Source organism: Pseudomonas sp. ICMP22404 (assembly GCF_006227205.1).
Lineage (GTDB): Bacteria > Pseudomonadota > Gammaproteobacteria > Pseudomonadales > Pseudomonadaceae > Aquipseudomonas.
The window spans coordinates 542,325-567,811 of sequence record NZ_VCNG01000001.1 but is presented as its reverse complement, the minus strand read 5'-3'; the positions used below and the strand labels follow the sequence as shown (position 1 = coordinate 567,811).

General features: G+C 60.4%; 16 protein-coding genes. 4 read left to right on the top strand and 12 right to left on the bottom strand.

Annotated features, from left to right (window positions below):
* Positions 1 to 53: 53 nt before the first annotated feature.
* A complete protein-coding gene (locus FGE05_RS30010) occupies positions 54 to 5,006 on the top strand; it encodes an OTU domain-containing protein (RefSeq protein ID WP_257225567.1) in 4,953 nt (1,650 codons plus the stop codon).
* Between the two features lie 58 nt (positions 5,007 to 5,064).
* Here FGE05_RS30010 and FGE05_RS02605 read toward each other — a convergent pair whose 3' ends face one another.
* From FGE05_RS02605 to FGE05_RS02595, 3 genes are read right to left on the bottom strand one after another with little or no spacing between them, the layout of a single operon-like run.
* Positions 5,065 to 5,742: a GNAT family N-acetyltransferase gene (locus tag FGE05_RS02605; protein WP_024777843.1), complete on the bottom strand. Its 678-nt coding sequence runs from the start codon at positions 5,740 to 5,742 to the stop codon at positions 5,065 to 5,067.
* Between the two features lie 10 nt (positions 5,743 to 5,752).
* Positions 5,753 to 6,199 carry a GNAT family N-acetyltransferase gene (locus FGE05_RS02600; protein WP_053192030.1) on the bottom strand — a complete coding sequence of 149 codons (447 nt, stop codon included), beginning with the start codon at positions 6,197 to 6,199 and terminating at the stop codon, positions 5,753 to 5,755.
* A 2-nt stretch (positions 6,200 to 6,201) separates the two neighbouring features.
* Entirely contained in the window at positions 6,202 to 6,843 is a 642-nt protein-coding gene (locus FGE05_RS02595; RefSeq protein WP_139641302.1) for an FMN-binding negative transcriptional regulator, read from the bottom strand.
* 100 nt (positions 6,844 to 6,943) lie between these two features.
* Between FGE05_RS02595 and FGE05_RS02590 the strand changes: the two genes are divergently transcribed.
* Positions 6,944 to 8,569 carry a PLP-dependent aminotransferase family protein gene (locus tag FGE05_RS02590; RefSeq protein ID WP_139641300.1) on the top strand — a complete coding sequence of 542 codons (1,626 nt, stop codon included), beginning with the start codon at positions 6,944 to 6,946 and terminating at the stop codon, positions 8,567 to 8,569.
* Between the two features lie 40 nt (positions 8,570 to 8,609).
* On the opposite strand, the gene FGE05_RS02585 is transcribed toward FGE05_RS02590, so the two are convergent.
* The 4 genes from FGE05_RS02585 to FGE05_RS02560 all read right to left on the bottom strand — a co-directional run bounded on the left by FGE05_RS02585 (position 8,610) and on the right by FGE05_RS02560 (position 17,084).
* A complete protein-coding gene (locus FGE05_RS02585) occupies positions 8,610 to 13,223 on the bottom strand; it encodes a dermonecrotic toxin domain-containing protein (protein ID WP_139641298.1) in 4,614 nt (1,537 codons plus the stop codon).
* A 624-nt stretch (positions 13,224 to 13,847) separates the two neighbouring features.
* A complete protein-coding gene (locus tag FGE05_RS02570; protein ID WP_139641294.1) occupies positions 13,848 to 14,948 on the bottom strand; it encodes a polyamine ABC transporter substrate-binding protein in 1,101 nt (366 codons plus the stop codon).
* An 11-nt stretch (positions 14,949 to 14,959) separates the two neighbouring features.
* Positions 14,960 to 15,991 carry a histone deacetylase family protein gene (locus tag FGE05_RS02565; protein ID WP_139641292.1) on the bottom strand — a complete coding sequence of 344 codons (1,032 nt, stop codon included), beginning with the start codon at positions 15,989 to 15,991 and terminating at the stop codon, positions 14,960 to 14,962.
* Positions 15,992 to 16,172: 181 nt separating this feature from the next.
* On the bottom strand, positions 16,173 to 17,084 hold the full coding sequence (locus tag FGE05_RS02560; protein WP_139641290.1) for a LysR family transcriptional regulator: 912 nt from the start codon (positions 17,082 to 17,084) through the stop codon (positions 16,173 to 16,175).
* A 138-nt stretch (positions 17,085 to 17,222) separates the two neighbouring features.
* On the opposite strand from FGE05_RS02560, the gene FGE05_RS02555 reads away from it, so the two are divergent.
* Both FGE05_RS02555 and FGE05_RS02550 read left to right on the top strand, forming a co-directional pair.
* Entirely contained in the window at positions 17,223 to 17,969 is a 747-nt protein-coding gene (locus FGE05_RS02555) for an SDR family oxidoreductase (RefSeq protein WP_139641288.1), read from the top strand.
* Between the two features lie 72 nt (positions 17,970 to 18,041).
* Entirely contained in the window at positions 18,042 to 18,731 is a 690-nt protein-coding gene (locus FGE05_RS02550) for a glutathione S-transferase family protein (RefSeq protein WP_306669513.1), read from the top strand.
* 111 nt (positions 18,732 to 18,842) lie between these two features.
* Here FGE05_RS02550 and FGE05_RS02545 read toward each other — a convergent pair whose 3' ends face one another.
* The 5 genes from FGE05_RS02545 to aspA form a co-directional block, all read right to left on the bottom strand.
* Complete coding sequence (locus tag FGE05_RS02545) at positions 18,843 to 19,205, bottom strand: DUF6124 family protein (RefSeq protein ID WP_139641286.1); 363 nt, start codon at positions 19,203 to 19,205, stop codon at positions 18,843 to 18,845.
* Positions 19,206 to 19,800: 595 nt separating this feature from the next.
* Complete coding sequence (locus FGE05_RS02540; RefSeq protein WP_139641283.1) at positions 19,801 to 20,793, bottom strand: AraC family transcriptional regulator; 993 nt, start codon at positions 20,791 to 20,793, stop codon at positions 19,801 to 19,803.
* A gap of 187 nt (positions 20,794 to 20,980) precedes the next feature.
* Positions 20,981 to 21,991 (bottom strand): asparaginase, encoded by a 1,011-nt coding sequence (locus FGE05_RS02535; protein WP_139641281.1) that lies wholly within the window; start codon positions 21,989 to 21,991, stop codon positions 20,981 to 20,983.
* A gap of 130 nt (positions 21,992 to 22,121) precedes the next feature.
* On the bottom strand, positions 22,122 to 23,570 hold the full coding sequence (locus FGE05_RS02530) for a sodium:alanine symporter family protein (RefSeq protein WP_139641279.1): 1,449 nt from the start codon (positions 23,568 to 23,570) through the stop codon (positions 22,122 to 22,124).
* A gap of 447 nt (positions 23,571 to 24,017) precedes the next feature.
* A complete protein-coding gene (gene aspA, locus FGE05_RS02525) occupies positions 24,018 to 25,442 on the bottom strand; it encodes an aspartate ammonia-lyase (RefSeq protein ID WP_139641277.1) in 1,425 nt (474 codons plus the stop codon).
* Positions 25,443 to 25,487 lie beyond the last annotated feature (45 nt).

Sequence of the window (25,487 nt, the reverse complement as noted above, 5' to 3'; positions counted from 1 at the left end):
GGACGAACAGCGCGATAAGGTCCGGACTCTTCAATCAGAACCGGACCATTGAGATGTCGATTTCCCCCAAGGATGAACCGGGTGTTGCGTCACCTATACCGCAATCAGAAACGATCAATGCCCAGGCGAAGGAACAGCTCAGGCAACTGGACTTGCTGGACACCCACCAGGTACAGCTGACCCTGCTGTTCGCAGCCGTTCCCACCTTCGACAGGGTGATGGGCGCGCTGCTGGTCGGCCTGCTCAAAACCAGGATTCCCGCCAAGAAATTTCGTGCATCGCTGCTTCCGGACATCGAACCGGATCAATGCTATGTGAGCCGCTTCACCACGGGCCCGGACGGTGGGCGCATCCTGGCCGCCTCGGACAGCTTTACCCACGTCATGCGCAACTGTTTGCTCAGCGACACGGCGCCCGACTTCTCGAAGGGTGGCGTCGGGTTCTTTACCCGTCCGGATTCCCTGGAGGAGGCCGACAGCGTCTTTGCCGGCCCGCTGGACGAGCACACGTTGCGGGCCATGGAAGCCGTGTTCTATGTGGCCCATCCAGCCACGAATGAACGGGTGAAGCATCAGTTCCGCGACGAACTGGTGCTCTTTCGTCAGCGCAAGGGCTGGGAGGTGTTGCCAGGCGTGGCGGCGTCATCCACGACCGAAGTCGCCCTGGCGCATTTATTGTCCCGGCGCTTCCTGCATCTTTTCGAACTGTACAAAGCCGATCGGGATCCTGCCGCTCGACTCAGCCAGGGTGAGCGAATTCAGCAAAGCGATGAAGATCGCCTGTTGGACATCATCACTACCCATCCTTCCCAGGCGGACAGAAGTCGCCTGTTGCGCGCACCGGTTCCCCATGTCTATGCGGTCAGGCTCGATAGCGGCGCCGCGCAGCCGCAAAAATGGCCTGCCGCGATGGTGATCAAGTTTACCGACCGGCCATCGCTGTTTCTGTATTCCCTGGAGCATGGGCTTCAGCGCTTCAACGCTTTCCAGGACCTGATCAGACAGGTATTTCCCACCCTTGAGGGCCAGGCGTGCAAGATCCAGGACATTTCCGTCGAACTGTCCGGGCATGTTTTCGAAGTGGCGGCGGCGGATCTGCTGCAAATGCAAAGTACGGCGCTGGAGAAAGTCCTGGATGCGCCAGGAAACGCAACGGTGACAGTGAGTGACTTTGCCCGGCAAACCGAAGATGCCCTTGGCTTGCCCCTGTTGTCACTGGCCGGGCCACTGGCGGCCCGTCAGGAAACCTTGGTGGAAAACCGTCGCCCCGGTTTCTACAAGACCGCGACGTTTGCCGAGCGAGCCCACTATCGCCGCCTCGAAACAAAGGTATTCGAGGCCGTCTACACACTGGGCAGCGGTGTTCCGACCCTGGTGCAGTTCGCTCGCCAGAAGATCAAGCAGTACCTGCAGCAAACCATTCACCCGCGCATCGACGTGGACCCGGACCAAACCCTGGTCAGGCTGTTCTACGGTGACCGGGCCAGCCCCAGGCAGTCCCGTACCAGCAGCTTGACCCAATTGATGCTCGACAATCTGCGGCCACGGCAATACCCGAACGCCATGCGCGAAGTGTTGGCGGTCTACCTTCTCGATCAACACGGTCAACGGATCCGCCATCCGGAAAACGGTTTCCTGATCACGGTGACTGGGGGCGAACTGGCCAGGATGGCGACGAGCCTCGATGTCGGTGGCAATTATGAAATCCTGCTGCGCCAGCAAATGAATGAACCTCGGTACAAGGCGGCTTGGCAGGCGTCGTACCGGGCCCACCTGGAGTTCAAGGGCTATGAGGCTGCACTCAGGGGCGACACAGTGTTCCAGGCCAGAGTGACGGATCCGGTTGCCAAGCCAGCCCATCCGCGAAAACTGCTGGCTAGCTGGCTGGAGGCGGTCCTGCAATCACCCACGGCGGCGAATCGGGCCTGGGTTGGCGGGCACAGGGTCCATGTCCATGGTCTTCTCCTGGGGGGCAGTGTCAGCGCGCAAGGTGGTACACCGCGCAACGCGCTCGGCATCGATGGTGTGCTGATCTTTTCAGACCAGCCTGGGCCGGACATCAAGGGCACCGTGGGCGTGTATTTACCGGACAGCCCCCAGGGCCATGACCTGCAAGAGTTTTCCGACCTGAGCGATGGCATTACCGGGCTGCTGCAACAGGAAGAATGGCGAGCGTATTTCCGTTCGCGCATTTGCGCCCTCGATCCAGAGGAGATAAAGCGCGCCTTGGGGCAGCACCGCGGTCGGCCCCTGATCAGTGGCGTCTTGATTACCGATGATTGGCTTGAGCGCTTTCACCGGGCCCACGTCAACTTCCACAGCGCATACGCGGATCACCGCTCCAACAGCAACCGGGACATCGGCCTGCAGACCGTCGCGCGGCTGGTGATGATGACGGTTGAAATTGTCATGGACCTGGCCGGCCTGCTGTTGATCCCCGGTTTCCAGATGCTGACCCGTGCCGTCAGGACCGGCCTTTTGGTGGTCAGGACCGGTGCCGTGCCAACGAATACGACGACACTGGCGTTCGTCCATGCGGTGGCAAACACCCGGAAGGCTGTCGGCTTCGGTGGCGTGAGCGTCAACGTGCGAGGGCGCTCCTCTTTCCTGGCGATAACGGCTCGCCAAAGCCAGGCTAAAGCGCGATTTGGATTGCCCTTGGAAGAAACGCTTTATCGGCGCTATGCCGTGGCGGATAGGTCGGTGCTCCGGGGAGTGTCAGCGGATGCCCAGGGCTTTTATCGCCCCACGATCACGAACAGCGTCACGGGGCGCTCTGCTCGCCAGGTGTATGTGCAGCAACCCGATGGCACGGTATTCCGGGTCCATGACCATACGTCGCTCAAGGCCATCGAGGCCACCATTGTCGACCCGGCGACGGGCTTGAATATTCGCTCCAGTGGCGTGATGAGGAGCACGGTGGCCCGCGCGCCCGATGGGCAGTGGCATGCCGTGGGCTTTGGCCTGGGCGGAGGGGGCAAACGCCCGCGCGGAGGACCTCCCCAACCGGGCCCATCAGCCCCTAAGCAACCTTCGACATCGCTTCGCGCCGTGGCCGATCTGATCCGCACGTCAAACGAGTGGGACGTCGAGATCATGGATCTGGTCCCGTCACTCATCACCCGCCTTCCAAGCTGGCCGCAACATCGCAGCTTGTTGATTGTGGATCAACGGCGTGGACGCCAGGACTGGTCGATACGCTTCACCCCCGGGCAAGAGGAAAGCGGCTATCCGACGGGCGCGCATCCGCTCAGGTCCAACACTGACGTGGTGCTGATACGCACCGGTGAGAATCATTACACCTTAAGGTTGGCTGATAACACTGACGTCACGTTCGATGCCGACGGCAATTGCTTCTTCAATGCCGTTGCCCGGGGACTGAACGAGGGGCAGCCCCAGCCAACGTTTTCGATGCAGGGGCTGCGCAATGAAACCGCCGCTTATATCGATCTACACCCGGAGATGAGTCATTACCTGGTGTCACCGCCCACCGGTTTGCAGCAGGCGCTGGCGGATAACGCACGCTCCCTGGAGAACTTGTTGGGCAAGGCCGCGGTGTATGACGTGAGTCAGATTGTCTATGGCACGCGCAACCCGCATAACCTGTTTCGACCGCTGGTGCATTTCCTGAACCTGTATGCCGACGACATGGTGCGCAGGACCTTGAACCAAGCCCGGAAAGCCGACTTGCCACCCGAGATCCTGCAACACATCGGTAGCTACTTGTCCCCCCGGGCTCCGGGTCGTCCGATACTGAGCAGCATTCCTTACTACATGCAAAGCGATCGATCCGTGCGGACCTTCTTCGAGGACACGCTACTGCGCCCCGTCGAAAGCTCGGAGATTGAAGAACTGCTCAACAATGAACACCTCATGTTCTCCCAGGACGTGATTCATATCATGCTCGAATACGGGGTCAGGGCCCGAGAGCTGACCGATCACCATCCCAAGAACAGTCTGGCATATGTCCTCTACGATGACGCTCTGCATGGTCATCTCGACGATACGCAGCTAGAGGAGCTGCTCAATGGTGCCTATCTGGTGGATCGTGATGATTTGAAAAAGGTCAAGAGACGGTACGAGCAAGAGACCGGCAATGCCATGGATGACGACTCGGAGCTGTTGGAGCAGCACATTTATTACGACCGTGCCGAGGACCTGGCCGACCTGCTCACCGTGGCGCTCGAGCGATTTCCTATGTTGCAGACGCGGGCAAATATTCTTCTCAAGTCCCCGGTGATCGCTTCCAACCTGGGTGGCCTGTTTCCCGTGAGTCTGCTTTCACAATGGATACGCAACCCGAGCATATCCAACATGCGACTTCAGCTCATCGGCGATTATGTCAGTAGTCGTTATGACGAATTGACGAGGTACGCTGGCGTCGATATCAACTGGATGCGACCGTTCGATGACTGGAACCTGAACAGTCTGTTCACGCATCGGCAGGCTTTACTGGACTTCTTCAACTTTCTCCAGGAGGTCCGGTACTTCAAGGACAGTGACCTGTCGGCTGTCGCCAGGTTGTTCACTGCGCCAGGGCAGCGGCTTTCCAACAGCCGGGTGGCGATCCTGTTCAGCAGGCCGAACCTGTGGATGTCCATTCGTGCCATGCGCGGGATCTCGCGGGAAAGCGCCAGGGCCATCTGGCAGGATTTGACGGGTCCGGCATTCAGCGACAGCAATATTCGCTTCACCCTGGGGCGGCCCGGCTCGCTCAACAGCGAGTCGGCTTTCACGGAGGCGTTGATAGACAGCCTGGTCAATGAAGAGGCCCGGGCGCATCAGTTGATCATGGGGTCGTACACCATGAGCGAAAGACAGGCCCAGTACTTTCTCCATAATTTCGATTTCTCGCAGAGCCCGGCGGGGCACAGTCGGCTGGATTTCGCCAGCTACGTGAGCGCTCATGGATCGATACCGCAATGGGCCTGGCCCTATGCCCGAAGTGCGGTGACGCCCGAGGTGCTCAAACCCTTCCTGGCCACCCGGAAACCGCCTGAGTCCTGATAGCTTGCCTTGATCGATCGCCATCGCGAAGGGATTCGCGGTGGCGATCATCTATCACTCACTGCGATGAGCGACATTCCGCCAGGCTACGCACCTGTCCGTTCTCGCTTTGATTCTCTTCACTGAGCCATTGCTCGAACGCCGCGCCGATGGCCGGCCATTCCGAATCCAGCATCGAGTACCACGCGGTGTCGCGGTTCTGTCCCTTGACTACCATGTGCTGGCGGAAGACGCCCTCGAACGTGAACCCCAATCGTTCGGCAGCGTATTTCGAGCGGGCGTTGGCGTTGTTGCATTTCCACTCCAGGCGTCGATAACCCAAAGCGAAGGACTCTTTCGCCAGCAGGTAAACCGCCTCGGTGCTTTTCGGCGAACGTTGCATGGAAGCGCCGAACGTCACATGGCCGATCTCGATGCGACCCTGGGCTGGCACGATGGACATCAGGCTGAGAATGCCCTGCACCTCGCCATTGGCGCGGTCGATCACCGTGAAGAAGTATGGGTCGATGTTCGCGGCATGATTACCCAGCCAGGCATCGAACGCCTTGCGCTCGGAAAAGGGGCCGTAGGGCAGATAGTCCCAGAGTTTCGGATCGGCCCCGGGGCCTTCCAGTGCTTGCCACAGACCGTCGGCGTGCCGTGCCGGATCGAGTTTTTCCAGGCGGATGAAGCGCCCTTCGATCAACTGTGTGAACGGTGCCGGAACCCCTTTCCAATCGGCAAGTGAAGTCAACATGCGGCGCTCCTTACAAGGCTTTGCGAAATTGGATGAAGCCGGGACGTTCGGCGATGCGCTCGTAGAGCTGGATCGCCGTGGCATTGGTTTCATGGGTCAGCCAGTGCACTTTGCAGCAACCATCGGCCTTGGCGGTGGCGTAGACGTACTCGATGAGCTGACGACCGACGCCGGTGCCACGGCTCTGCTCCGTGACCAGCAGGTCCTGCAGGTAACAGGAATTCTCGATGCTCCAATTGGACCGGTGATAAATGAAGTGCACCAGGCCGATGGCCGTGTCGCCGCGCCAAGCCAGGGCCCCATGGGTCGGTTCGCGCTCATCGAGCAAGCGTTGCCAGGTGCTTTGGCTTACCGCATCTGGCAGTTCGGTGTTGTAGAACCTCAGGTAGGCCTGCCACAGCGGCAGCCACGCGGCGTGATCGTCAGCGGTAACAGGGCGGATCTCGATCTGGCTCATGTTCATTCCTTGGTCGAAAATTCGGACATCAGGCTCGCGACGGCATGGTCCTGGGCATTGTGGCTGGCGGCCAATCCCTGGCGCACACCCGCTGCGTCGGCGGGAGCGCGGTTCTGACTGAGTTTGCGTTTGCCTTCCAGGCGCTGGATGGGCAGGGCGAAGCCGACGATGGCCTTGAGCATGCTGTCGATGTACTCAGCCGGCGCATCGTCGATGCGCCACGGCTGGGCCCGGCCGCTTTCGTGGCGGTCGGTGAGGGCACTCACCAGGTTGCGCAACCGATGGGCATCATTGAACACCTCGGCGCCGCCATAGGCGTGTACGGCCTGGTAGTTCCAGGTTGGCACGACTTTGCCATGTTCGGTCTTGCTGGGATAGAAACCCGGGCTGACGTAGGCGTCGGCTCCGGCAAATATCACCAGCGCCTCGGCCCCGGATTCCAGGTCGCGCCATTGTGGATTGGCCCGGGCCATATGCCCGTAGAGGCTGCCGTTGGGGCCTTGTCGGGTGTCCAGCAACAGCGGCAGATGGCTGGCCTGCAAGCCATGCTCGCCATGGGTGACCAGCAAGGCCAGGCGACACGCTTCCATCATCCGGTGTAATTGGGACAGGTCTTCGACGGCAAAGGCTTTGGGGTTGTACATGACGATTTTCCTTGGCGAATGCGAGCATCCTAGGCAGGCTATTGGTCTGTTGTAAGAGCCACTTAAGACCAATTCGATAGGTCCATTTGCGAGGGTTGTCATGAGCAACGTCGTGCCGCCGCTGTCATTCAACCCAGCGGGAATCGAGCTGGACCGTCGTCAGGGGCTCAGCCGCCAGCTTTACCAGGCGCTGCGGGCGCGGGTGCTGGATGGACGGCTGGGCAGCGGCACCCGGCTACCGGCCAGTCGTGAACTGGCGGCGGCGCTGTCGATTTCTCGCAACAGCGTGGTCCGGGCCTACGACCAGCTCTATGCCGAGGGTTTCATTGAAGGGCGGGTAGGGGACGGCACTTACGTGGCAGAGCTGTCTTCTCTCATGCTGGGCCGGCCTCATCGCGAGCAGGCTCGCTCCCACATTGGAATGGGTACCGCCGGGGAAGCGAGTTTGCGCGCGAAGAGGCCCGGAGAGAAAAACATATCCACAAAAGTGTCCACAGGGTTCTCAACAGGCTTATCCACTGGGTTATCCACAGATTGGTTGGATTTGCCTGTGATTTCATCCAGTAAAGTTATCCACAGTGGTGCGTTGGATCGGGTCGAAAAGCACCATTTACCAGCGCCTCCCAGTGGTCCGCCACGAGCGTTTCGGGTGGGCGTCCCGGCTTTCGATCTGTTCCCTTTCGACGTCTGGGCCAAGCTGAACGCGGCTTTCTGGCGCAAACCGGACTTGCAACAGCTGTGCTACGGCGACTCCCAGGGCGATGCCCGCTTGCGTGGGCTGATCGCAGCATATTTGCGTAGTTCCCGTGGCTTGCACTGCACGGCTGAGCAAATTGTGATCACCAGTGGCGCGCAGCAGGGCATCAGCCTTTGTGCACAGTTGCTGGTGGACCCTGGAGACGTCGTGGCAGTGGAAAACCCAGGCTACCGCGCAGCCGGGCATGCCTTTGCCGTGGCCGGTGCCGACGTGAGAGGCGTGCCGGTGGACGGTGAGGGCCTGGATTGCAGCGCGCTCGCCTCGTTGAACCCTTGTCGACTGGCCTACGTGACACCGTCCCACCAATACCCCACCGGGGTGGTGATGAGCCTCGCGCGGCGGCTGGAGTTGCTGGCCTGGGCCGAGCGTAATGACGGCTGGATCGTCGAGGACGATTATGACGGCGAGTACCGCTACAGCGGCGCGCCACTGGCGCCGTTGGCTGCATTGGATCGCCAGGGACGCGTGCTCTACGTTGGGACGTTCGGCAAGGTGGCGTTCCCGGCCTTGCGCCTGGGCTACCTGGTGCTGCCTCCCGGCCTGGTGGACGCCTTTGCCCGTCGCCGTGCGGTGGATGTGCGCCACTCCGAAGTCAGCACCCAGGCGGTGATGGCCGAGTTCATGGCGGCGGGGCATTTCCAGCGTCACATCAGGCGTATGCGGCGGGCCGCATTGGCGCGGCGTGATGCACTGCTGGCGGGCTGGCCAAAAAACATTGCGGGTGTCGGCGCCATGCCGACCGTCGTGGCCGGGCTGCATGTCACGGTGCCGGTGGACAGTGTCGAACGTGAGCGTGAACTGATCGCCCAGGCGACTGCGGCAGGGGTCGAAGTCAATGGCTTGAGCAACTATTGGTTGCCCAGCGCCACCTCGCCGGTTCGTGGCGGGCTGGTGCTGGGTTTTGCAGCCGTGCCACCCGCGGCAATCGCTGCCGCGTTGGCGAGCCTGGTGAATGCCTGGAAGAGCTGAGGCGTGAAGGCCGGGCATTGGAGGATGCCCGGCTGTGCATTTATGGTCGCGTTTTTCTAAAGAACACGTCCTTGGCCTGATCCACGGCGATTTCAGCGCGATAATGGTCGATCAGTTGGCGTTGGGTGAGGGATTCGGTGTCGGCGATGACGGTGGTCCTGTGATTGGCTTGGGCAACGGTTTTCAGGCGTGCGGAAAGGAATGTGTAAGCGGGTACCCAGTTTGTCGAGTAACGGAAGTCTGCATACCAGAGCGCTTTACCGGTTTTCATGTCCTTGATCTCGTACCGGTCGAGGAAGCCATAGGGCGGATACTTGATGCGTTGCCGGCTCTTCTGTTTGGTGATGGAAATCAGGTTCCGACTTTTAAGCCATATGATGCTGCTCATGGTCGGCGGACGTTGTTTGATGACATTCAGAACGGTTTCGAACCCCAGGACATAAAGGGCGCTCGCTTCCTTCTCAAGCTGCGTGCGCAGGGTCTCGGCCGAGCGTCGCTGCTCTTGCGGCAGTTCGAACGTTTCGTTTGAGGTCACGCCTTGCGCCTGGTCGAGGGCCTTCTTGATGGCCGCGCTGACTTTCTCCATCCTGCCTGCGTGGGCATTGAGGATCATCCCGATGCCGGCAGGTGTCTTGCTGGGCTGGTTCACGGTTTCCTCGATCTGTGCCTTGAACGCCGCCAGCCCGTTGATCAGGTCGTTGCCCTTCGTGATGCTGATGTTCAAGGCCGGGACGGTGGAGGTCGAGGCGTCGGGTTTCATATGCGGGATCCATTCGCCGGTTTCCTTGCGATGGAACGTGACGATGATGTCTCCCGAGAACGGATTCTTCACATCGAGCCAATCGGTTTCCTCCATCGATCGGGATAAACGCGGCTCGCCGCTGACCAGGCCCCAGAAGCGCGCTCGGATGAACTTTTTCCTCGGCCTGGGGCGTTGCTCATACGGGGAACCAGCGTTTCGCCGATCTCTTCTCTCGTCGAGGGCGGTCGCCAGATGACGCAACGTCCATTGTTCAAGCGTAGCGATCCCCGTGCGCAGTCGGGCGAGTTGGGGCTGACGCACGCTGCTCTTGTACTCGTTACTCAGGTAGTGGAGGTGTTCGTCGATGGCGGCGAACTGCTCGGCCAGACTACCGAATGCATCGATCCGTTCATCCAGCCGGATCACGCTGCGCTCATCGATGGCGTCGCGCAGGCTTTGGTACGCGACCGTGGCGTTATCGACAACCTGGTTGAGCGCTTCCCAGCCTTCGGGCATCGACTCGACACTTTCCAGCGTCAGGCACAGGTGACGAAACATATCGATCTTGATCAGGCGAAGGTCGGCGGCCGTATAGATCGGCATCTTCTTACGGTGCCGCCGGATGAATTCGAAACCTTCATAGCCGACGTTCTTCAGTTCGGTGAAGCGCGTCTCCATATAGTCCAGGCGCTCGATCATGTCGTCACCGACGCTGACCATGCTCTCGGCGGCGTCAATGTGCTGTTGTTCCAGCACCTTCACCCCGGACGTGATCAAGCCTTTGGCTTTGTCCAAGGCCGGAATGAAGCGTTCCTGGAGAGCTTCCAACTCGGCGAACGTGAAGTTGACCTGGGCGTTCAGGTAACCAAGTCGGGTGCGAGGGTAGTCGGGCCTTGACTGGAAAAGTGGCCATTCCATCAAAGTTCTCAACGCTTGCTCGTAGTTTTCTCGCTGGGTTTTCAGCGTGGCGACATACACATCGCGCTTGATTTCCCTGGCCGCGCCCGACGCTTCGTCCATTGCCTCGGCCTGCATCGTCAGCGCTTTCTGGTTCTGCGGCTTCTTTGCTTCGAATTGATTCAGTGCAGCTAGCAGATCGATCCGACGCCGCTGTGCGTCGGCGATGACTTTCTGCCTGACACCTTTGGACCCGCCACCGCGTATCCGCAGACGTGTGTCGATGTGCCATTTGCCGTGGGCATCACCCATCAGGGGAGGGCCCTCGCGGGCGGGATTTTTTCCGTCGACGATAGAGACCAGCTCGCCTTCGACCCGTACCTTGAACCACTTGCCGGCCATTTTTGCGTGCCAGTCCCCCGTCTGTTCGTAGAGTCCCTTGAGCACGCCCTCGGTTTGGAGCTCTCCCGGATCTGCGGGTTCATCGATGCTGAAGGTGTCGATGAACTGTGCGCTTTCCCGCGATCTGCCCATCAAGGCGCCAATGGAACGGATGGTCTCGTAGTGCTCGGTCGGCAGCGACGTACTCGGAAGCGCTCCGAGTTGCTCTATCACCAGTTTGTGTGGGGTTTTTGGCAGGTTTTCCAGTTCGCGCACCTCTGGCGGGGCTTTTACCCGATGAGGACTCCTGGCAGCCCTGGCGCGGTCGATGGCGTGGGTAATGATCGCCAGCGCGATGTTCAGCAGCAGGTCAGTGAACGCCTCCCACTTGGCCGGTCGTTCGGCCTCTGGTTTGTTTTGCATCAACGTGTCGACGTCGTCCAGGATTTGCCAGAGCCAGGCTGCGGTACCAACGGCGGTTCCCAGGTAAGGCAAGGTCAGGTTGAACATCAGCCAGCCCGCGCGTTTGAAGGTTTCCCAGCGATTTTCCTGGTTGGACACCGATTGCCGATCGGCCAGTTCGACCAAGGCATCGGCATTGGCCTTGAACAACTGTGGCAGGAAATCCGTCCCCAGGGTTTTGTCGGTCAAACTGACGGGACCGCTATAGGCCAAGGAGGTCAAAGGGTCGGTCACGAACGACACGATGCCCCAAGGGGAAGGCAACAGGTCCGGAAAAACCAATCGGCCGTAATCGTTACGCACCCCATCAGGCAGCCAGGCCAGCACCGATTGGCGTAACGAAGGGATTTGCCTGATCGCATACAACAGGTTGCTGAACGATGGGTACTGGCTCAGTTGCGGCTCCAGCATGGGCCGATACAGCAGGCAAGGCCCGGCGCTCGCATCCTCGGGGCCGATGACGAACATATTGGTCACGACGTCTTCCGAGTCGCCCAGTTGTAGTTCGGGTACGAAGGCCAGTTGGCGCACGACAATGGTTTTTCCATCCACCTTGCGATCGGCTTCATCAAGCTCCATCAGCGCGGCGACGTAGCGGTAACCCCTATCGTCCAGGCGTCCTTCCCCACGGATTTTGCATTCCAGCGCCAGCATTGGCAGCTGGATGCGCAACTGGGAGGTGTACAACTTTTCGCGGCGGCTCGACTCTGCCGGATCGTCGAGCAGTTTGCCCTTCACCAGTTCGAGGTAAGTGCGACCGATATCGACTTGGGTGATGAGGTTTTCGATGTACGCCACGGTCATCCACTCGGGCAACTCGTTCTCGCCCAGGGACTGGACGGCTTTGTCGCCCAGGGGAAGGGCGATCAGGTTCTGCAAGGCGAGCTCGACCAAGGTGAAGCGGGTGGTATCGATCTTTCCGGGCACGACGAAGCTTCCCCAGATAACGGGGCTGCGTACCTCGAACTCGATTTCATTCAGATCGAGCGTCGAGGCATCGGGGTGGTCCAGGACTATCTGTTTCTTCAGCTCGCTTAACGCGTAGTCCTTGATGGCAGGAATCCCATCCAGATAGGTTTTGCCGGCATGGGATTGATTGAGTATCGACAGGTTCTTCATGTACTGGGCAAACAGCGTCTGATCGGACGGCGAGGCCTCCAGCAACCAATGGGGCATCTGTCTCTGGAACCAGGCCACGAGCTCGTCCTCAGCGGCTTCTTCGCCGTTGACAGGGGGCTCGTAGGTCACCCAGGTCTGCGGGGAGGACCCGATGACCTTGACCTGCTCGGCAATCATCCCGCAGGCCTTGTGATCGAAAATGTTGCCGTCGGGCTCAAACAGCCGCCACTGGATTTTGCGGTAGGTGGCCGTACCGAAATGGTTCGGGAGGGATTGGCCCAGGGCCTGCCGTGAAGCGAACTTCTCGTAACCGTTGACGATCGAGTACTTGAGGATGACTTCCTTGCCTTCGATGGTGCCGATCAGGACCACGATTGAGTTGTCGCCCAGCCGTTTCACCTCTGGGCCATCCACCTTGTCGACGTCGATCAGATACGCGTGGGTGTCATAAGGGTCGCTCTCCTTGCGGTCCTTGCGGTCGGGGTAATGGAACAGTTGCCTGGCCATGTCGCACTCAGTCGTCGTCCAGCCCTCGATACGACCGACGTTCCACGCCTTGCGCAGGGTGCTGGAGAGTTCATGCCAGCGTGGGCCGGACTCGCCAACGGATGCATTCCAGTACGCCAGTTGTTGCTCCTGACAGGCCGTCAACATGGCCGGCACCAGCTCATTGACCAGGCGCCCGATCTGGTCGATGCGCACTGGCAAATGCACACTCGGGGACGTCAGTGGTAGCTGGGTCAGGTAATGCAACCCTTCGATCAACAGCATCGGATCGCTTTTTTCGTTCACCAGGCCGGCCAGCATTTCGGCAAGGGTTTCATAGCGGGTCGGGCGTGGCACGATTTCGCCGTCGACAATGTCCCAGCTCGGTTCGCCGACCACGGTGTTGTGTGGGTCAAGGTTCAGCGTGGGGTAGAGTTTCTTGAGGCCGTCGCGCAGAAGTATGGACGCCACCTCCGGATACGTGGGGCCGGCGAGCAACTGATTCAATATAGCGTCCCTGGGGTTGGCGTCGGCCTTGGGGATCGTGGTGGTAGAAGTGTTTGTCATCTGAGTCTCCCTGTCTCGCGATGAATGGAATCCCGAAGTCGAACGCTTCGGGATATCCATGCTAGTGGTGCGAGAAACAGCGGAGGTGGTAACTATGTATTGCTCGTGTCGTTAAGGGCCTGGTGATGCCGCTCCCTGTGGGAGCGGGCTTGCTCGCGAAGGCGTCGGCACATCCAACATCACGGGTAACTGACCCATCGCCATCGCGAGCAGGCTCGCTCCCACAATGGGATTGGCGGCGTACCCGATCTTCATGCAAGACGCAAAACCTGTGGGAGCGAGCCTGCTCGCGATGACGTCGGCACATCCAACATCGCTGGTGACTGACCCACCGCCATCGCGAGCAAGCTCCCTCCCACATTGGGATTGGCGGCGTACCCGATCTTCATGCCCGACGCAGAACCTGTGGGAGCGAGCCTGCTCGCGATGACGTCGGCCCATCCAACATCGCCGGTGACTGACCCACCGCCATTGCGAGCAGGCTCGCTCCCACAATGGGATTGGCGGTGTACCCGATCTTCATGCAAGACGCAAAACCTGTGGGAGCGAGCCTGCTCGCGATGACGTCGGCCCATCCAACATCGCCGGTGACTGACCCACCGCCATCGCGAGCAAGCTCCCTGGTCATTGCCCAGACTTGATCCGGGTCCAGACCCGCGTGCGCACCCGTTCGGCATCCCTCGGCAAAGGCTGCAAGGTATACAGCGTCGCCATGGCCGCCTCTGTCGGGTAAAGATTGGGATTGCCACGAATCGCCGGATCCACCATCTCGGTAGCATCCTTGTTCGGATTCGGATAACCCACAAAATCACTCACCGGTGCAATCACCTTCGGCTGCAGCAAGTAGTTGATAAAGGCGTACGCGTCATCCGGGTTCTTCGCCCCTTTTGGAATGGCAAGCATGTCGAACCAGATCGGCGCGCCTTCCTTGGGCAGCCGCATGTCCACCGTCACACCGTTCTTGGCATCCTTGGCCCGATTGGCCGCCTGGGAAAAACTCCCGGAATACCCAACCGCCACGCAAATGTCGCCATTGGCGATGTCCGCCATGTACTTGGAAGAATGGAAGTACGTGATGTGCGGCCGGAGCTTCATCATCAACGCCTCGGCCTTGGCATAATCCGCCGGCTTCTTGCTGTTGGGGTCCAGTCCCAGGTGCTGCAAGGCCAGGGGCAGGATTTCCGAAGGTGAATCCAGCAGCGCCACGCCGCACTGCTTGAGCTTGCTGATGTTTTCTTCCTTGAAGATCAGGTCCCAACTGTCCACTGGCGCGTTATCACCCAGGACAGCCTTGACTTTGTCCGGGTTGAAGCCGATCAGAATGGTCCCGTACATGTACGGCACGGCGAACTTGTTGCCCGGATCGTTGGCCTCGATCAACTTCATCAACTTGGGATCGAGGTGATTCCAGTTCGGCAACTTGCTGCGGTCCAGCGGCTGGAACACCCCGGCCTCGATCTGCTTGGCAAGGAACACGTTGGAAGGCACCACCACGTCATAACCGGAATTACCGGTCAGCAACTTGGCCTCCAAAGCTTCATTGGTATCGAAAATGTCGTAGACCAACTTGACCTGACTGTTCTGCGCCTTGAAGTCTTCCAGAGCCTTGGGCGTGATGTAGTCGAACCAGTTGTAGACGCGCAAGGTCCGCTCTTCGGCCTGGGCGGCGCTACACAGCAGCGCGGTGCAGAGGGCGGGAACCATCAAACGCTTGAGTCTTTGCATGCTCTTCTTCCTCATTGGGCGCTTTGAAAACCTTCGAGAACATTCACGGCGTTGATGCCGATTTCCGCCACCGCATAGCCGCCTTCCATCACGAACAGCGTCGGCTTGCCAAGTGCCGCGATACGTTTGCCCATCGCCAGGTAATCCGGGCTGTCGAGCTTGAACTGCGAGATCGGGTCATCCTTGAACGTGTCCACGCCCAGCGAGACGACGATGACATCGGCGTCGTAACCCTGGACCTCGCTGCACGCCTGCTCCAGCGCAGCACTCCAGGTGTCCCAGCCTGAACCGGCCGACAATGGATAGTTGAAGTTGAAGCCTTCGCCAGCGCCTTCGCCGCGCTCGTCCGCATAACCGAGGAAGAACGGAAATTCTGCCTCTGGATGGCCATGAATCGAGGCGAACAGCACATCGCTGCGCCCATAGAAGATCGACTGAGTGCCGTTGCCGTGGTGGTAATCCACATCGAGGATTGCGACCTTCCCATGGCCCTGGTCGAGAAACGCCTGGGCGGCGATGGCCGCGTTGTTGAGGTAGCAATAACCCCCCATCAGATCACTGGCAGCGTGATGCCCCGGCGGCCGACACAGCGCAAAGGCACTGCGCGCGCCACGCTGGATCTCGGCCTGGGCGGTGAGGGCCACCTGGGCTGCGCTGTAGGCGGCTTGCCAGGTCCCGGCGGTGATCGGCGCGCCACCGTCGAAGCTGTAATAGCCGAGTTGGCCGTGCAGGCTCTTCGGGATCACCGTGCGCAGGGTGCGAGCCGGCCAGGTGAAGGGCAGCAAGTCGCCGTCGCGGTTGTATTCGGCCCAGCGATCCCAGGCGCCTTTGAAGAACTCCAGGTAGGCGGGGGTGTGGATGCGCTGGATGGGTGCCAGGCCGAAATCCCGTGGCGCTTCCACCGGCCCCAGCGCACGAGCCTTGACCCGCTCCAGCACGTGGTCGGCGCGGGAGGGCATTTCGAAACAGGGCATGAGCTGCCCGTCCATGAGCTCGCAGCGGCCGTGGTGCAGGTGGTGATCGTCTGAATAGATCGTCAGCATTGTTGTTCTCCGCAAGGGGACTGATCGGTTGAGGATAGTCTTGCGGCGGGTGGAACTCAGGAGAACGGTGGGAGAGGCCAAAAGGGGATTGAAATGGCCAAAAGGTTTGACCGGAAATGGCTCTTTGGTGGGATCAGGACCTTAGGATCAAGGCGTGGCGATGGCGCGGTCGTACGCTGGACTATTGCAACTGAGACAGCTTGTGGCGCTCGCTGAATGCAGGACTCTTCGCAAATACTTCGGCGATGAAATCCATGAATACGAGGGCTCGTTTGGGCAGGAGCCTATCCGCCAGGTAGACGACTTGAAGGGGAACAGGCGGGGCTACGTAGTCCCTCAGCACCAACTGCAGATTGCCATTTTTCAGCCCTTCCTCGTAAAGCCATTCAGGCCCCTGTGCGATCCCCAGCCCGGCATTGACACACGTTCGTATGGCTTCGGGTGAGTTGACCCGAAGCCTGCCGGAAACGGGAACCTCGATATTGCGGAAACGCCATGTAGTGCCTGTCGACAGCAAGGTGTAGATCAGGCAATCGTGCGTTCTCAGATCATTGGGCGTAACGGGGACTCCGCGTTTGGCCAGGTATCCCTTGCTGGCAACGCACACACGCTCGAACCAGGCCAGCGGTCGGGCACGCATTGCGCTGTCTTCCAGATGTCCGATGCGAATCGCCAGTTCAGCCCCTTCGTCGACCAGATTTACATAGCGGTCATTGAGCTGCAGATCGAGCGTCAACTCTGGATAGCGCTCCAGGAAGGTGGAGACATGCGGCAAGACGAAGGTATGGGCTAGCGCGGTCGGACAGGCGATGCGTAACAATCCGGACGGGGCGACGTTTTCCCTGAAGGACGACTCCGATTGTGCTACAGCGTCGAGAATGCGCAGGGCGTCTGCGTAATAGCGCTCTCCCTCGGGGGTGAGAGCAAGCTTTCGCGTGGATCGGTGCAGCAACCTGGTCTGTAGATGATCTTCCAGCGCCGCCACATAGCGGCTGACGTTGGGCTGACCCAGCCCCAAGTCGCGCCCCGCAGCCGAGAAACTTCCTGTCTCGACAGCGCGGACAAAGCAGGTCATCAGCAGCAGTCGATCCATTTGAGCCTCTTATTCATGCAGTTTTGGCATGAAATGTATGCAAAGAAACAATCTTATCAATACGTGGGCATGAATACATAGTTTCCCTCAAGCAGGTCAGTGCATCGACTGACCTTGAAAACCGAAAGGAAACTTTACATGTCCCGATTACAAGGCAAACGCACTCTCATTACCGGTGGCACCAGCGGCATTGGCCTGGAAACGGCCAAGCAATTCCTTGCTGAAGGCGCACGGGTGATCGTCACTGGAGTCAATCCGGCATCCATCGCAAATGCCCAGGCGGAACTGGGGAGCGAGGTTCTGGTACTCCGTGCCGACTCGGCCAGCATCGCTGCTCAGAAGGAACTGGCGCATGCCGTTCAGACTCACTATGGCCAACTCGATGTTGCCTTCCTCAATGCGGGCGTATCCGTTTGGCTGCCAATCGAGGAGTGGACGGAGGACATGTTCGATCGCTCCTTCGACATCAACGTCAAGGGGCCGTACTTTCTGATCCAGGCGCTGCTACCCGTCTTTGCGAACCCCGCGTCGGTCGTGCTCAATACATCGGTCAATGCACACATCGGCGCTGCGCATTCATCGGTGTATGGGGCGACAAAGGCCGCGTTCCTCAACATGTCGAAGACGCTTTCGAGCGAACTGCTCCAGCGTGGCATTCGTTTCAATGCCGTCAGCCCCGGCCCGGTCGATACGCCACTTTACGACAAGCTCGGGATTCCCGATGCCTATCGCGAGCAGGTCAACAAAGACATCGTTGCGACCATCCCGTTCGGCCGCTTCGGCACGCCCGAGGAAGTCGCCAAGGCTGTGCTGTACCTGGCTTCGGACGAGTCACGATGGACGGTTGGTTCGGAAATCATTGTCGACGGCGGCCGCTCGCTCTAAGTGCTTCGCACGAACGACGCGTCTATATAGCCCGGCGCCCATGCGTGGCGGCGGGCGCGGATTCTTTTATTGATGGGTATTCCAATGTCCCGATCACCGCTGGTGCTCGTCAGCCACCACTTGTGTCCATTCGTTCAGCGAGTGGCCATCGTGTTGCTCGAAAAAGAAGTTTCCTTTCAGCGTGTAAATGTCGACCTTCGCGACAGGCCGGACTGGTTTCTGACGATGTCACCAACGGGCAAGGTTCCGCTGCTCAAGGTGCCAGATGGCAATGAGGGCGGGTCCGTTCTATTCGAGAGCGTCGCCATCTGTGAATACCTGGAGGACGTGCACCCCGACCCTGCGTTGCATCCGGTGAATGCGCTGACCCGAGCACAACACCGCGCCTGGGTCGAATTCGCATCTGCCACCCTGGGGGACGCATGGGGATTTCTGAACGCCTCAGATCAGCAGACAGCCCTTGGAAAATCCGCAGCTTTGAGAGGAAAGCTGGAGCGATTCGACGGTGAAATGTCAGACGGACCTTATTTCGCCGGACAAAGACTCAGCATGGTCGACATCGCCATGGCCCCGGTCTTTCGCTATTTCGACATACTTGGATTCGCATCCAACCACCCTCTGTTCGATGGGCTGAGCCGAGTGGCTGAGTGGCGTCGTGCCCTGGCTAAACATCCCAGTATTCAGGCGGCCGTTGCAGAGGACTACGCCGTCCGGTTCCGCGAGCATTTGCAAGAAGCAGGAGCGGTACTGGCGACTGCATAGGGACGTTACACGCGACGAAATCGGCCCTCAAGTCGTTGTCATGGCCGTTCAGGATAAACACTTCTGAAGTGAACCCGACGCAATGCGCCGGGCTTGCGGGAAGGCTTACGGCTATCGCGGATCAACGTTATCCAACGCCCGGTTCGCCAGTAATGAACTCAGCTCGATCAATTGCTGAATGCCAAGGGCAACGTGGCGGCGAGAGCCATCCAATTCGAATGCGAGATCACTGACCATCGCATCAGCCGAAGCCAGGGTTTCGCTGAGGTTGGCGAGCAGGCATTCGGTGTCGACGTCTTCTACGACGGTGAACAGCTGACCCGGTTGAGTGGTGGCTTCAGGTTTTTCCGATTTTGGTAATAGATAGAAATCCAGGGCACGTTTGGCGGCGGCGTCGAGTTTTTGGGCGTTGATGCCGTCGGCGTAGGGGGAGGTAGGGTCTGCTTCAGGAGGATTGGGGGTGATCTTGAACATGGTGGTGCTCCTTTCGTAAGAGGAACCGTCACCGTCTGCCGCCAAGCAGATGGGGTGACGGATTACACAAGGTTGGCGGACCGGAACGAAAGGAACCCGGCATCCCCGAGGGGATCCTTGCGCAACCCGTCATAACAAGAGCATGCAAGGCCAGGGGCATTGCAATCATGTTTGAGGGTATTGCGCCTTTCGTGTTCCGGGCCGCCAAGCCCGTTCGCTGAGTGTGCAGCGACGGGGATTACGATAGGGGCCAAGGCCAGGGCGCACAAGCGGGCGGATTCTGGCGTAGTTGTAGGTAAAGGCGCAAGGTTGGGTAGCCCGCCGGAAGTCTGGCAGTCAGGAGATACGACGCGGGCGTAGCGGGCTGCAATCCGTGGCGAGGGAGCTTGCTCCCGCTCGGCGGCGTAGCCGTCGTGGGTTGGCTGGTGTGGTTTGTCAGGTAGACATGCGTCGGTTGGATTGGGGCTGCTGCGCAGCCCAGCGGGAGCAAGCTCCCTCGCCACAGGGGTTGTGGTTGGGCTTCTGGGATGTGGTGTATGGAGGATTGCTTCGCGAGCAGGCTCGCTCCCACAGGGGGTGGGTGTTGTCTGTGGGTTTAGGGCCTGAACTGACTCGGCGCCACGCCGCTCCAGCGGACGAAGGCGTGGCGGAAGCTGGCGGTTTCGCTGAAGCCCAGCAGTTCGGCGATGCGGTGGATGGGGAGTTGGTCCTCCCAGAGCATTTGCTTGGCCCGCTCGAAGCGCAGTTCGTCCAGTAGCTCCTGGTAACTGCAACCCGAATCCTTGAGGTGCCGGCGTAACGTGCGGGCGGAGCAGTTCATTTGTTCGGCCAGGCCTTCCAGGCCGGGGGCGGCGTCGAGTTGGGCGGCGAGCAGTTGGCGGATGCGGCCCAGCCAGGCCTGGCGGCCGGTGAATTCGATATTTTGCTTGCGGCAGCGTTCGACCATGGCGTGGTGGGTGATGGGGTCGGCCAGCGGCAACGGGTGGTCGAGCCAGTGGCGGTCGAAGGCAAAGGCGTTGTCGATGGCGTCGAAACGCACCGGGCAATCGAAATGGGCCCCGTAGCGGGCTTGGTAATCCGGTGCCGGGTGTTCGAAGCGCGCCGCGCGCAAGGGCAGCGGGTGACCGAGCAGGTCGTTGCAGATGACTTTCAGCGAGACCATGCAGAATTCGGCGTTGAATGCGGCCAGGGCCGGGGCCTCCCGATAGTCGCTGGCGCTGAACCAGAGGTGCTCGCCATCGTCTTCCAGGTTCAGGTCGAAGAGTGTTCCCAATAGCGCCGGATAGCGCAGCGCCAGCTGCAAGGCGTCACCTAAGGTGGCACTGGTGAGCAGGGCGTAGCCGAGCATGCCGTAGGAGGAAACGTGCATGCTGCGCCCCAATTCCAGGCCGATGTCGCGCTTGAGGGCCACGGCGTTGGCGCAGACCTGCATTTCCTGGTTGGTGGTGATACGCGTGTCGGCCCGGCTCAGGTCCGCCGCGCTGATGCCGCTGCCGGCCAGCAATTCGTCACTGGGCAGGCCTTCATGTTTGAAGGCGTTGAGCACCAGTGAGACGGCGTTGAGGGTGGTGAGGTGGGAATGAAGCATGTCCGTTTCCAGCCTGGGGAAGCTGTAAATGGAGCAAGTTGTGTGCCGGGAGTAAAGCCCAAAGCTGCCATGCTTCGTGGCAGCAAATTGTAGGAGCAAAGCCTGCTCGCGATATATCGCCGCGATTTCTGAGGATCGCGTCAACTTTGTCGCGGGCAAGCCTTGCTCCCACAGGTGTGCCTGGCGGTCAGATCAGTTCGCCACACAGGTCCAGCTCAACCAACCGCCGAACCTCATCCACCGGCAGCCCTGCGCCGATCAGCGCCTGCAACTTGCCGTACGCAGCCTCGCGGGTCATGCCGCCGCCGGACAGCACGCCGACGCCACGCAAACGGCTGCCGGCCTCGTACACGTCCAGCTCCACGCCGCCTTCATGGCATTGCGTCACCGCCACCACCACCACGCCGCTGTCCCGCGCTCGGGTCAGGCTGGCGAGGAAGGCCGGGTTGTCGCTCGGGCCGGTTCCGCTGCCGTAGCATTCCAGCACCAGGCCCTGGATGCCGCTGCTCAGCAGGCCATCGAGGATGTCGGCGCTGATGCCCGGAAACAACGGTAGTACCGCGACGTTCGCCAGTTGCTTCGGCTGGTTGTAATTCAACTGCGCCGGCAGCGACGTGGCTTTGGCACCGCCGCCCTGACGCTCCAGGCGTTTGAACGGATGGCGACCGAAACTGCGTACTTTCGCGCAACGGGTCGGCGCCAGCAGCTCGCCGTGGAAGTACAGGTGCACGCCCGGCGCCAGGCCCCGGCCCCGGCCGAGGGCGACCAGCGCGCCGCTGAGGTTTTCCCAGGCGTCGCTGTCGGTCACGCCGGCGGGCAGCATGGAACCGGTGAAGCAGACACGGGCATGCAGGCCCAACAACTGGAAGCTCATCGCCGCCGCGCTGTAGGCCAGGGTATCGGTGCCGTGCAGGATCAACACGCTGTCACAACCTTGCACATCCACGGCGTCGACCACCGCTTCGCGCAGTTGCTGCCAATAGGTTGGGGTCATGTTGGCGCTGTCGATCAGCGGCGACATTTCCCGGAAGCGCCATTGCGGGACGGCGAGTTCAGGTTGGCTGTGCAGGTAGTCGCGCATGCGAGCTTCGAAGCCGGAAGCCGGGGCGAGGCCGTGGGCGCTGGCTTGCATACCGATGGTGCCGCCGGTGTAGAGCACCATGACGTGCTGGGCGGCAGGATAGGTCGAGGAATTCATGGTTGTTCTCCGAGGACGAAAACGGCAGCTTCGTCGAGCTGCCCAACATAAGGTCGAGCATGACGCCGACCTTACGTTGTGTCACGCCGGGCGCAGGGGATGCGCCCGGTTTTTGCAGCAGGCTTGCCGATCAGCGTTGCGCTGCGGCCACACCGGTCACCGCGTCAGGCTGGGCAGCCGAGGCGGATGGGCTGGCTGGCCAGGCTTTGCGGTCCAGATCCAGGTCCGGGAATTTGCTGGAATCGAAGACCGGAGTCTTGATGCCGGCCGAACGCTGGGCGTCGTAGTCGCGCAGGATGCGCATGCCGACCTTGAACAGCAGGAACAGCGCGATCAGGTTCACGAAGGCCAGCAGGGTCATGGTGATGTCGGCGAAAGCGAACACGGTGCTGAGGTTTTCGATGGCGCCCCAGAAAATCAGCACCAGTACCAGTGCGCGATAACCGATCAGCGCCTTGCGGTTCTCACCGAGCATGAAGCGCAGGTTGTTTTCGCCCAGGTAGTAGTTGTAGAGGATCGAGGTGAACACGAACAGCGCCAAGGCCACGGAGATGAACATCCGGCCCCAGTCACCGACCACGGCGGCCAGGGAGTTCTGGGTCAGGGCAATGCCGTCGCCTTCGAAGCCTGCGGTGTAAAAGCCCGACAGCAGGATCAGCAGCGCGGTGCAGGTGCAGATCACGAAGGTGTCCAGGAACACGCTGAACGCCTGGACCACGCCTTGGGCGACCGGGTGTTCGACCGATGCAACGGCGGCCACGTTAGGCGCACTGCCCAGGCCTGCTTCGTTGGCGAAGACGCCGCGCTTGACGCCCATGACGATGGCGCTGCCGATCAGGCCGCCGAACGCTTGGTCCAGACCGAAGGCGCTCTTGACGATGGTAGCCAGCATGGCCGGTACGTGGTCGAACTGCAGCACGATCACGTAGATGGTCACGGCGATGTAGGCCAGGGTCTTGACCGGTACCAGCAGGTCGGCGACGCGGGCGATACGCTTGATCCCGCCGATGAACACCAGGCCCAGTAGCACCGCCAGGCCCAGGCCGGTGTAGGTGGTGTCGAGGCCGAAGGCATTGTTCAGCGAGTGGGTCACGGCGTGGGCTTGCAGGCCGTTGAAGGCGAAGCCGAAAGTGATCAGCAGCAGGAAGGCCATGATCATGCCCAACCAGCGTTTCTGCAGGCCGTGCTGGATGTAGTAGGACGGGCCGCCACGGTACTGGCCTTCGGAGTCGCAGCGCTTGTACAGCTGGCCGAGGGAGCACTCGAAGAAGCTGCTGGACATGCCGACCAGCGCGGTTACCCACATCCAGAACACTGCACCGGGGCCGCCGAGGGTCACGGCGATGCCGACACCGGCAATGTTGCCCGCGCCGACACGACCGGCGAGGCTGAGCATCAGGGCCTGGAAGGAGCTGAGCTGGTCGGTGCTGCTTTTTAGGCTGTCACGGAACACCGCGAACATGTGGAAGAAATGACGGAACTGGACGAAACGCGAGCGGATCGTGAAGTAGCCGCCGAGCCCGACAATGAGCAGGATCAGCACTTTCCCTGAGAGGAAGTCGTTGATGACTTCGAGCATGAGTATTCCTCGCTGTTTTTTGTTTAAGCAAATGCTGGCCATTTGGAAACATCACGAAACATCCGTCGGCGCACGGCTTGACAGGTGAGGCGAGGTTTCGTCCCGGTCCAATTCGCGGGTTGTTATTAGTTCGGGTTTCGCATGTTTAAGATCTCGCTACCGACGACCACACATGTGAAGAGGGGCGGCACTATACCTATCAGTGCGATGCCCGTCTGCACGGTTGTGGTGCAAGCGACGAAACGACTTGCTGGGATTAACGAAAATCGCAGCCTTCGACAGCCCTTTGCAGGAGCTGTCCAAGGCTGCGATCTTTATCCGATGTTGTCGTTTTCGGCATAAGGCCTCCGTGGCAGTGGCAAAAAAAGGGCTTGGGGAATAATCCCCAAGCCCTCAAAAGGTGAGAGGTGTCTAGTCCCTCGACCTGGTGAGCGGTGGTTGCATCGATCACGCTTTCAGCGGGACCAGACGCGGAGCAATCATGTTTTCCGGGCGCAGGATGTCGTCGAGCATGGCGTCGTCGAGCAAGCCTTCTTCGCGCACCAGTTCCAGCACGCCGCGGCCGCTTTCCAGGGCAACACGGGCGATGCGGGTGGCGTTTTCATAGCCGATGTACGGGTTCAGGGCGGTGACCAGGCCGATCGAGTGCTCGACCAGTTCGCGGCAGCGCGCTTCGTTGGCGGTGATGCCCACGATGCAGTGCTCGCGCAGCATGTCCATGGCCCGTTGCAGCAGGCGGATCGAGTCGAAGATCTTGAAGGCGATCAGTGGCTCCATCACGTTCAGCTGCAGTTGGCCGCCTTCGGCTGCCATGGTCAGGGCCAGGTCGTTGCCGATGATCTGGAACGCCACCTGGTTGACCGCTTCCGGGATCACCGGGTTGACCTTGCCGGGCATGATCGAGCTGCCTGGCTGGCGGGCCGGCAGGTTGATTTCGTTGATACCGGTGCGTGGACCGCTGGACAGCAGGCGCAGGTCGTTGCAGATCTTCGACAGCTTGACCGCGGTGCGTTTGAGCATGCCGGAGAACAGGACGAAGGCACCCATGTCAGACGTGGCTTCGATCAGGTCGGCGGCCGGTACCAGCGGCTGGCCGCTGATGGTTGCCAGGCGCTGTACGGCCAGGGCCTGGTAGCGCGGGTCGGCGTTGATGCCGGTGCCGATGGCGGTGCCGCCCAGGTTCACTTCGGTCAGCAGTTCGGGCGCCAGGGTTTTCAAGCGCGCCAGGTCTTCGCTCAGGGTGGTGGCGAAGGCGCGGAATTCCTGGCCGAGGGTCATCGGCACGGCGTCCTGCAGCTGGGTGCGACCCATTTTCAGAACGTGGCTGAATTCTTCACCCTTGGCGGCGAACGACTGGATCAGGCTGTCGAGGCTGGCCAGCAACGCATCGTGACCCAGCAGCAGACCCAGGCGGATCGCGGTCGGGTAGGCGTCGTTGGTAGACTGCGCCATGTTCACGTCGTTGTTCGGGTGCAGGTACTGGTATTCGCCTTTCTGGTGGCCCATGGCCTCCAGGGCGATGTTGGCGATGACTTCGTTGGCATTCATGTTGGTCGACGTGCCGGCGCCGCCCTGAATCATGTCCACCACGAATTCTTCGTGGAAATCGCCGCGGATCAGACGGGCACAGGCTTCGCTGATGGCTGCATGCTTGGCTTCGCTGAGTTGGCCCAACTCGCGGTTGGCGTCAGCGGCAGCCTGTTTGACCATCGCCAGACCGACCACCAGCTTGGGGTAATGCGAGATCGGAACGCCCGAGAGACGGAAGTTGTTCACCGCTCGCAGGGTCTGGATGCCGTAATACGCTTGTGCTGGTACTTCGAGTACGCCAAGCAGGTCTTTTTCTGTGCGGAATGATGCAGCGGAGGACATGATGGAAATCATCTCGATAAGGACCCGGTCTGAGCCGGAACGCTG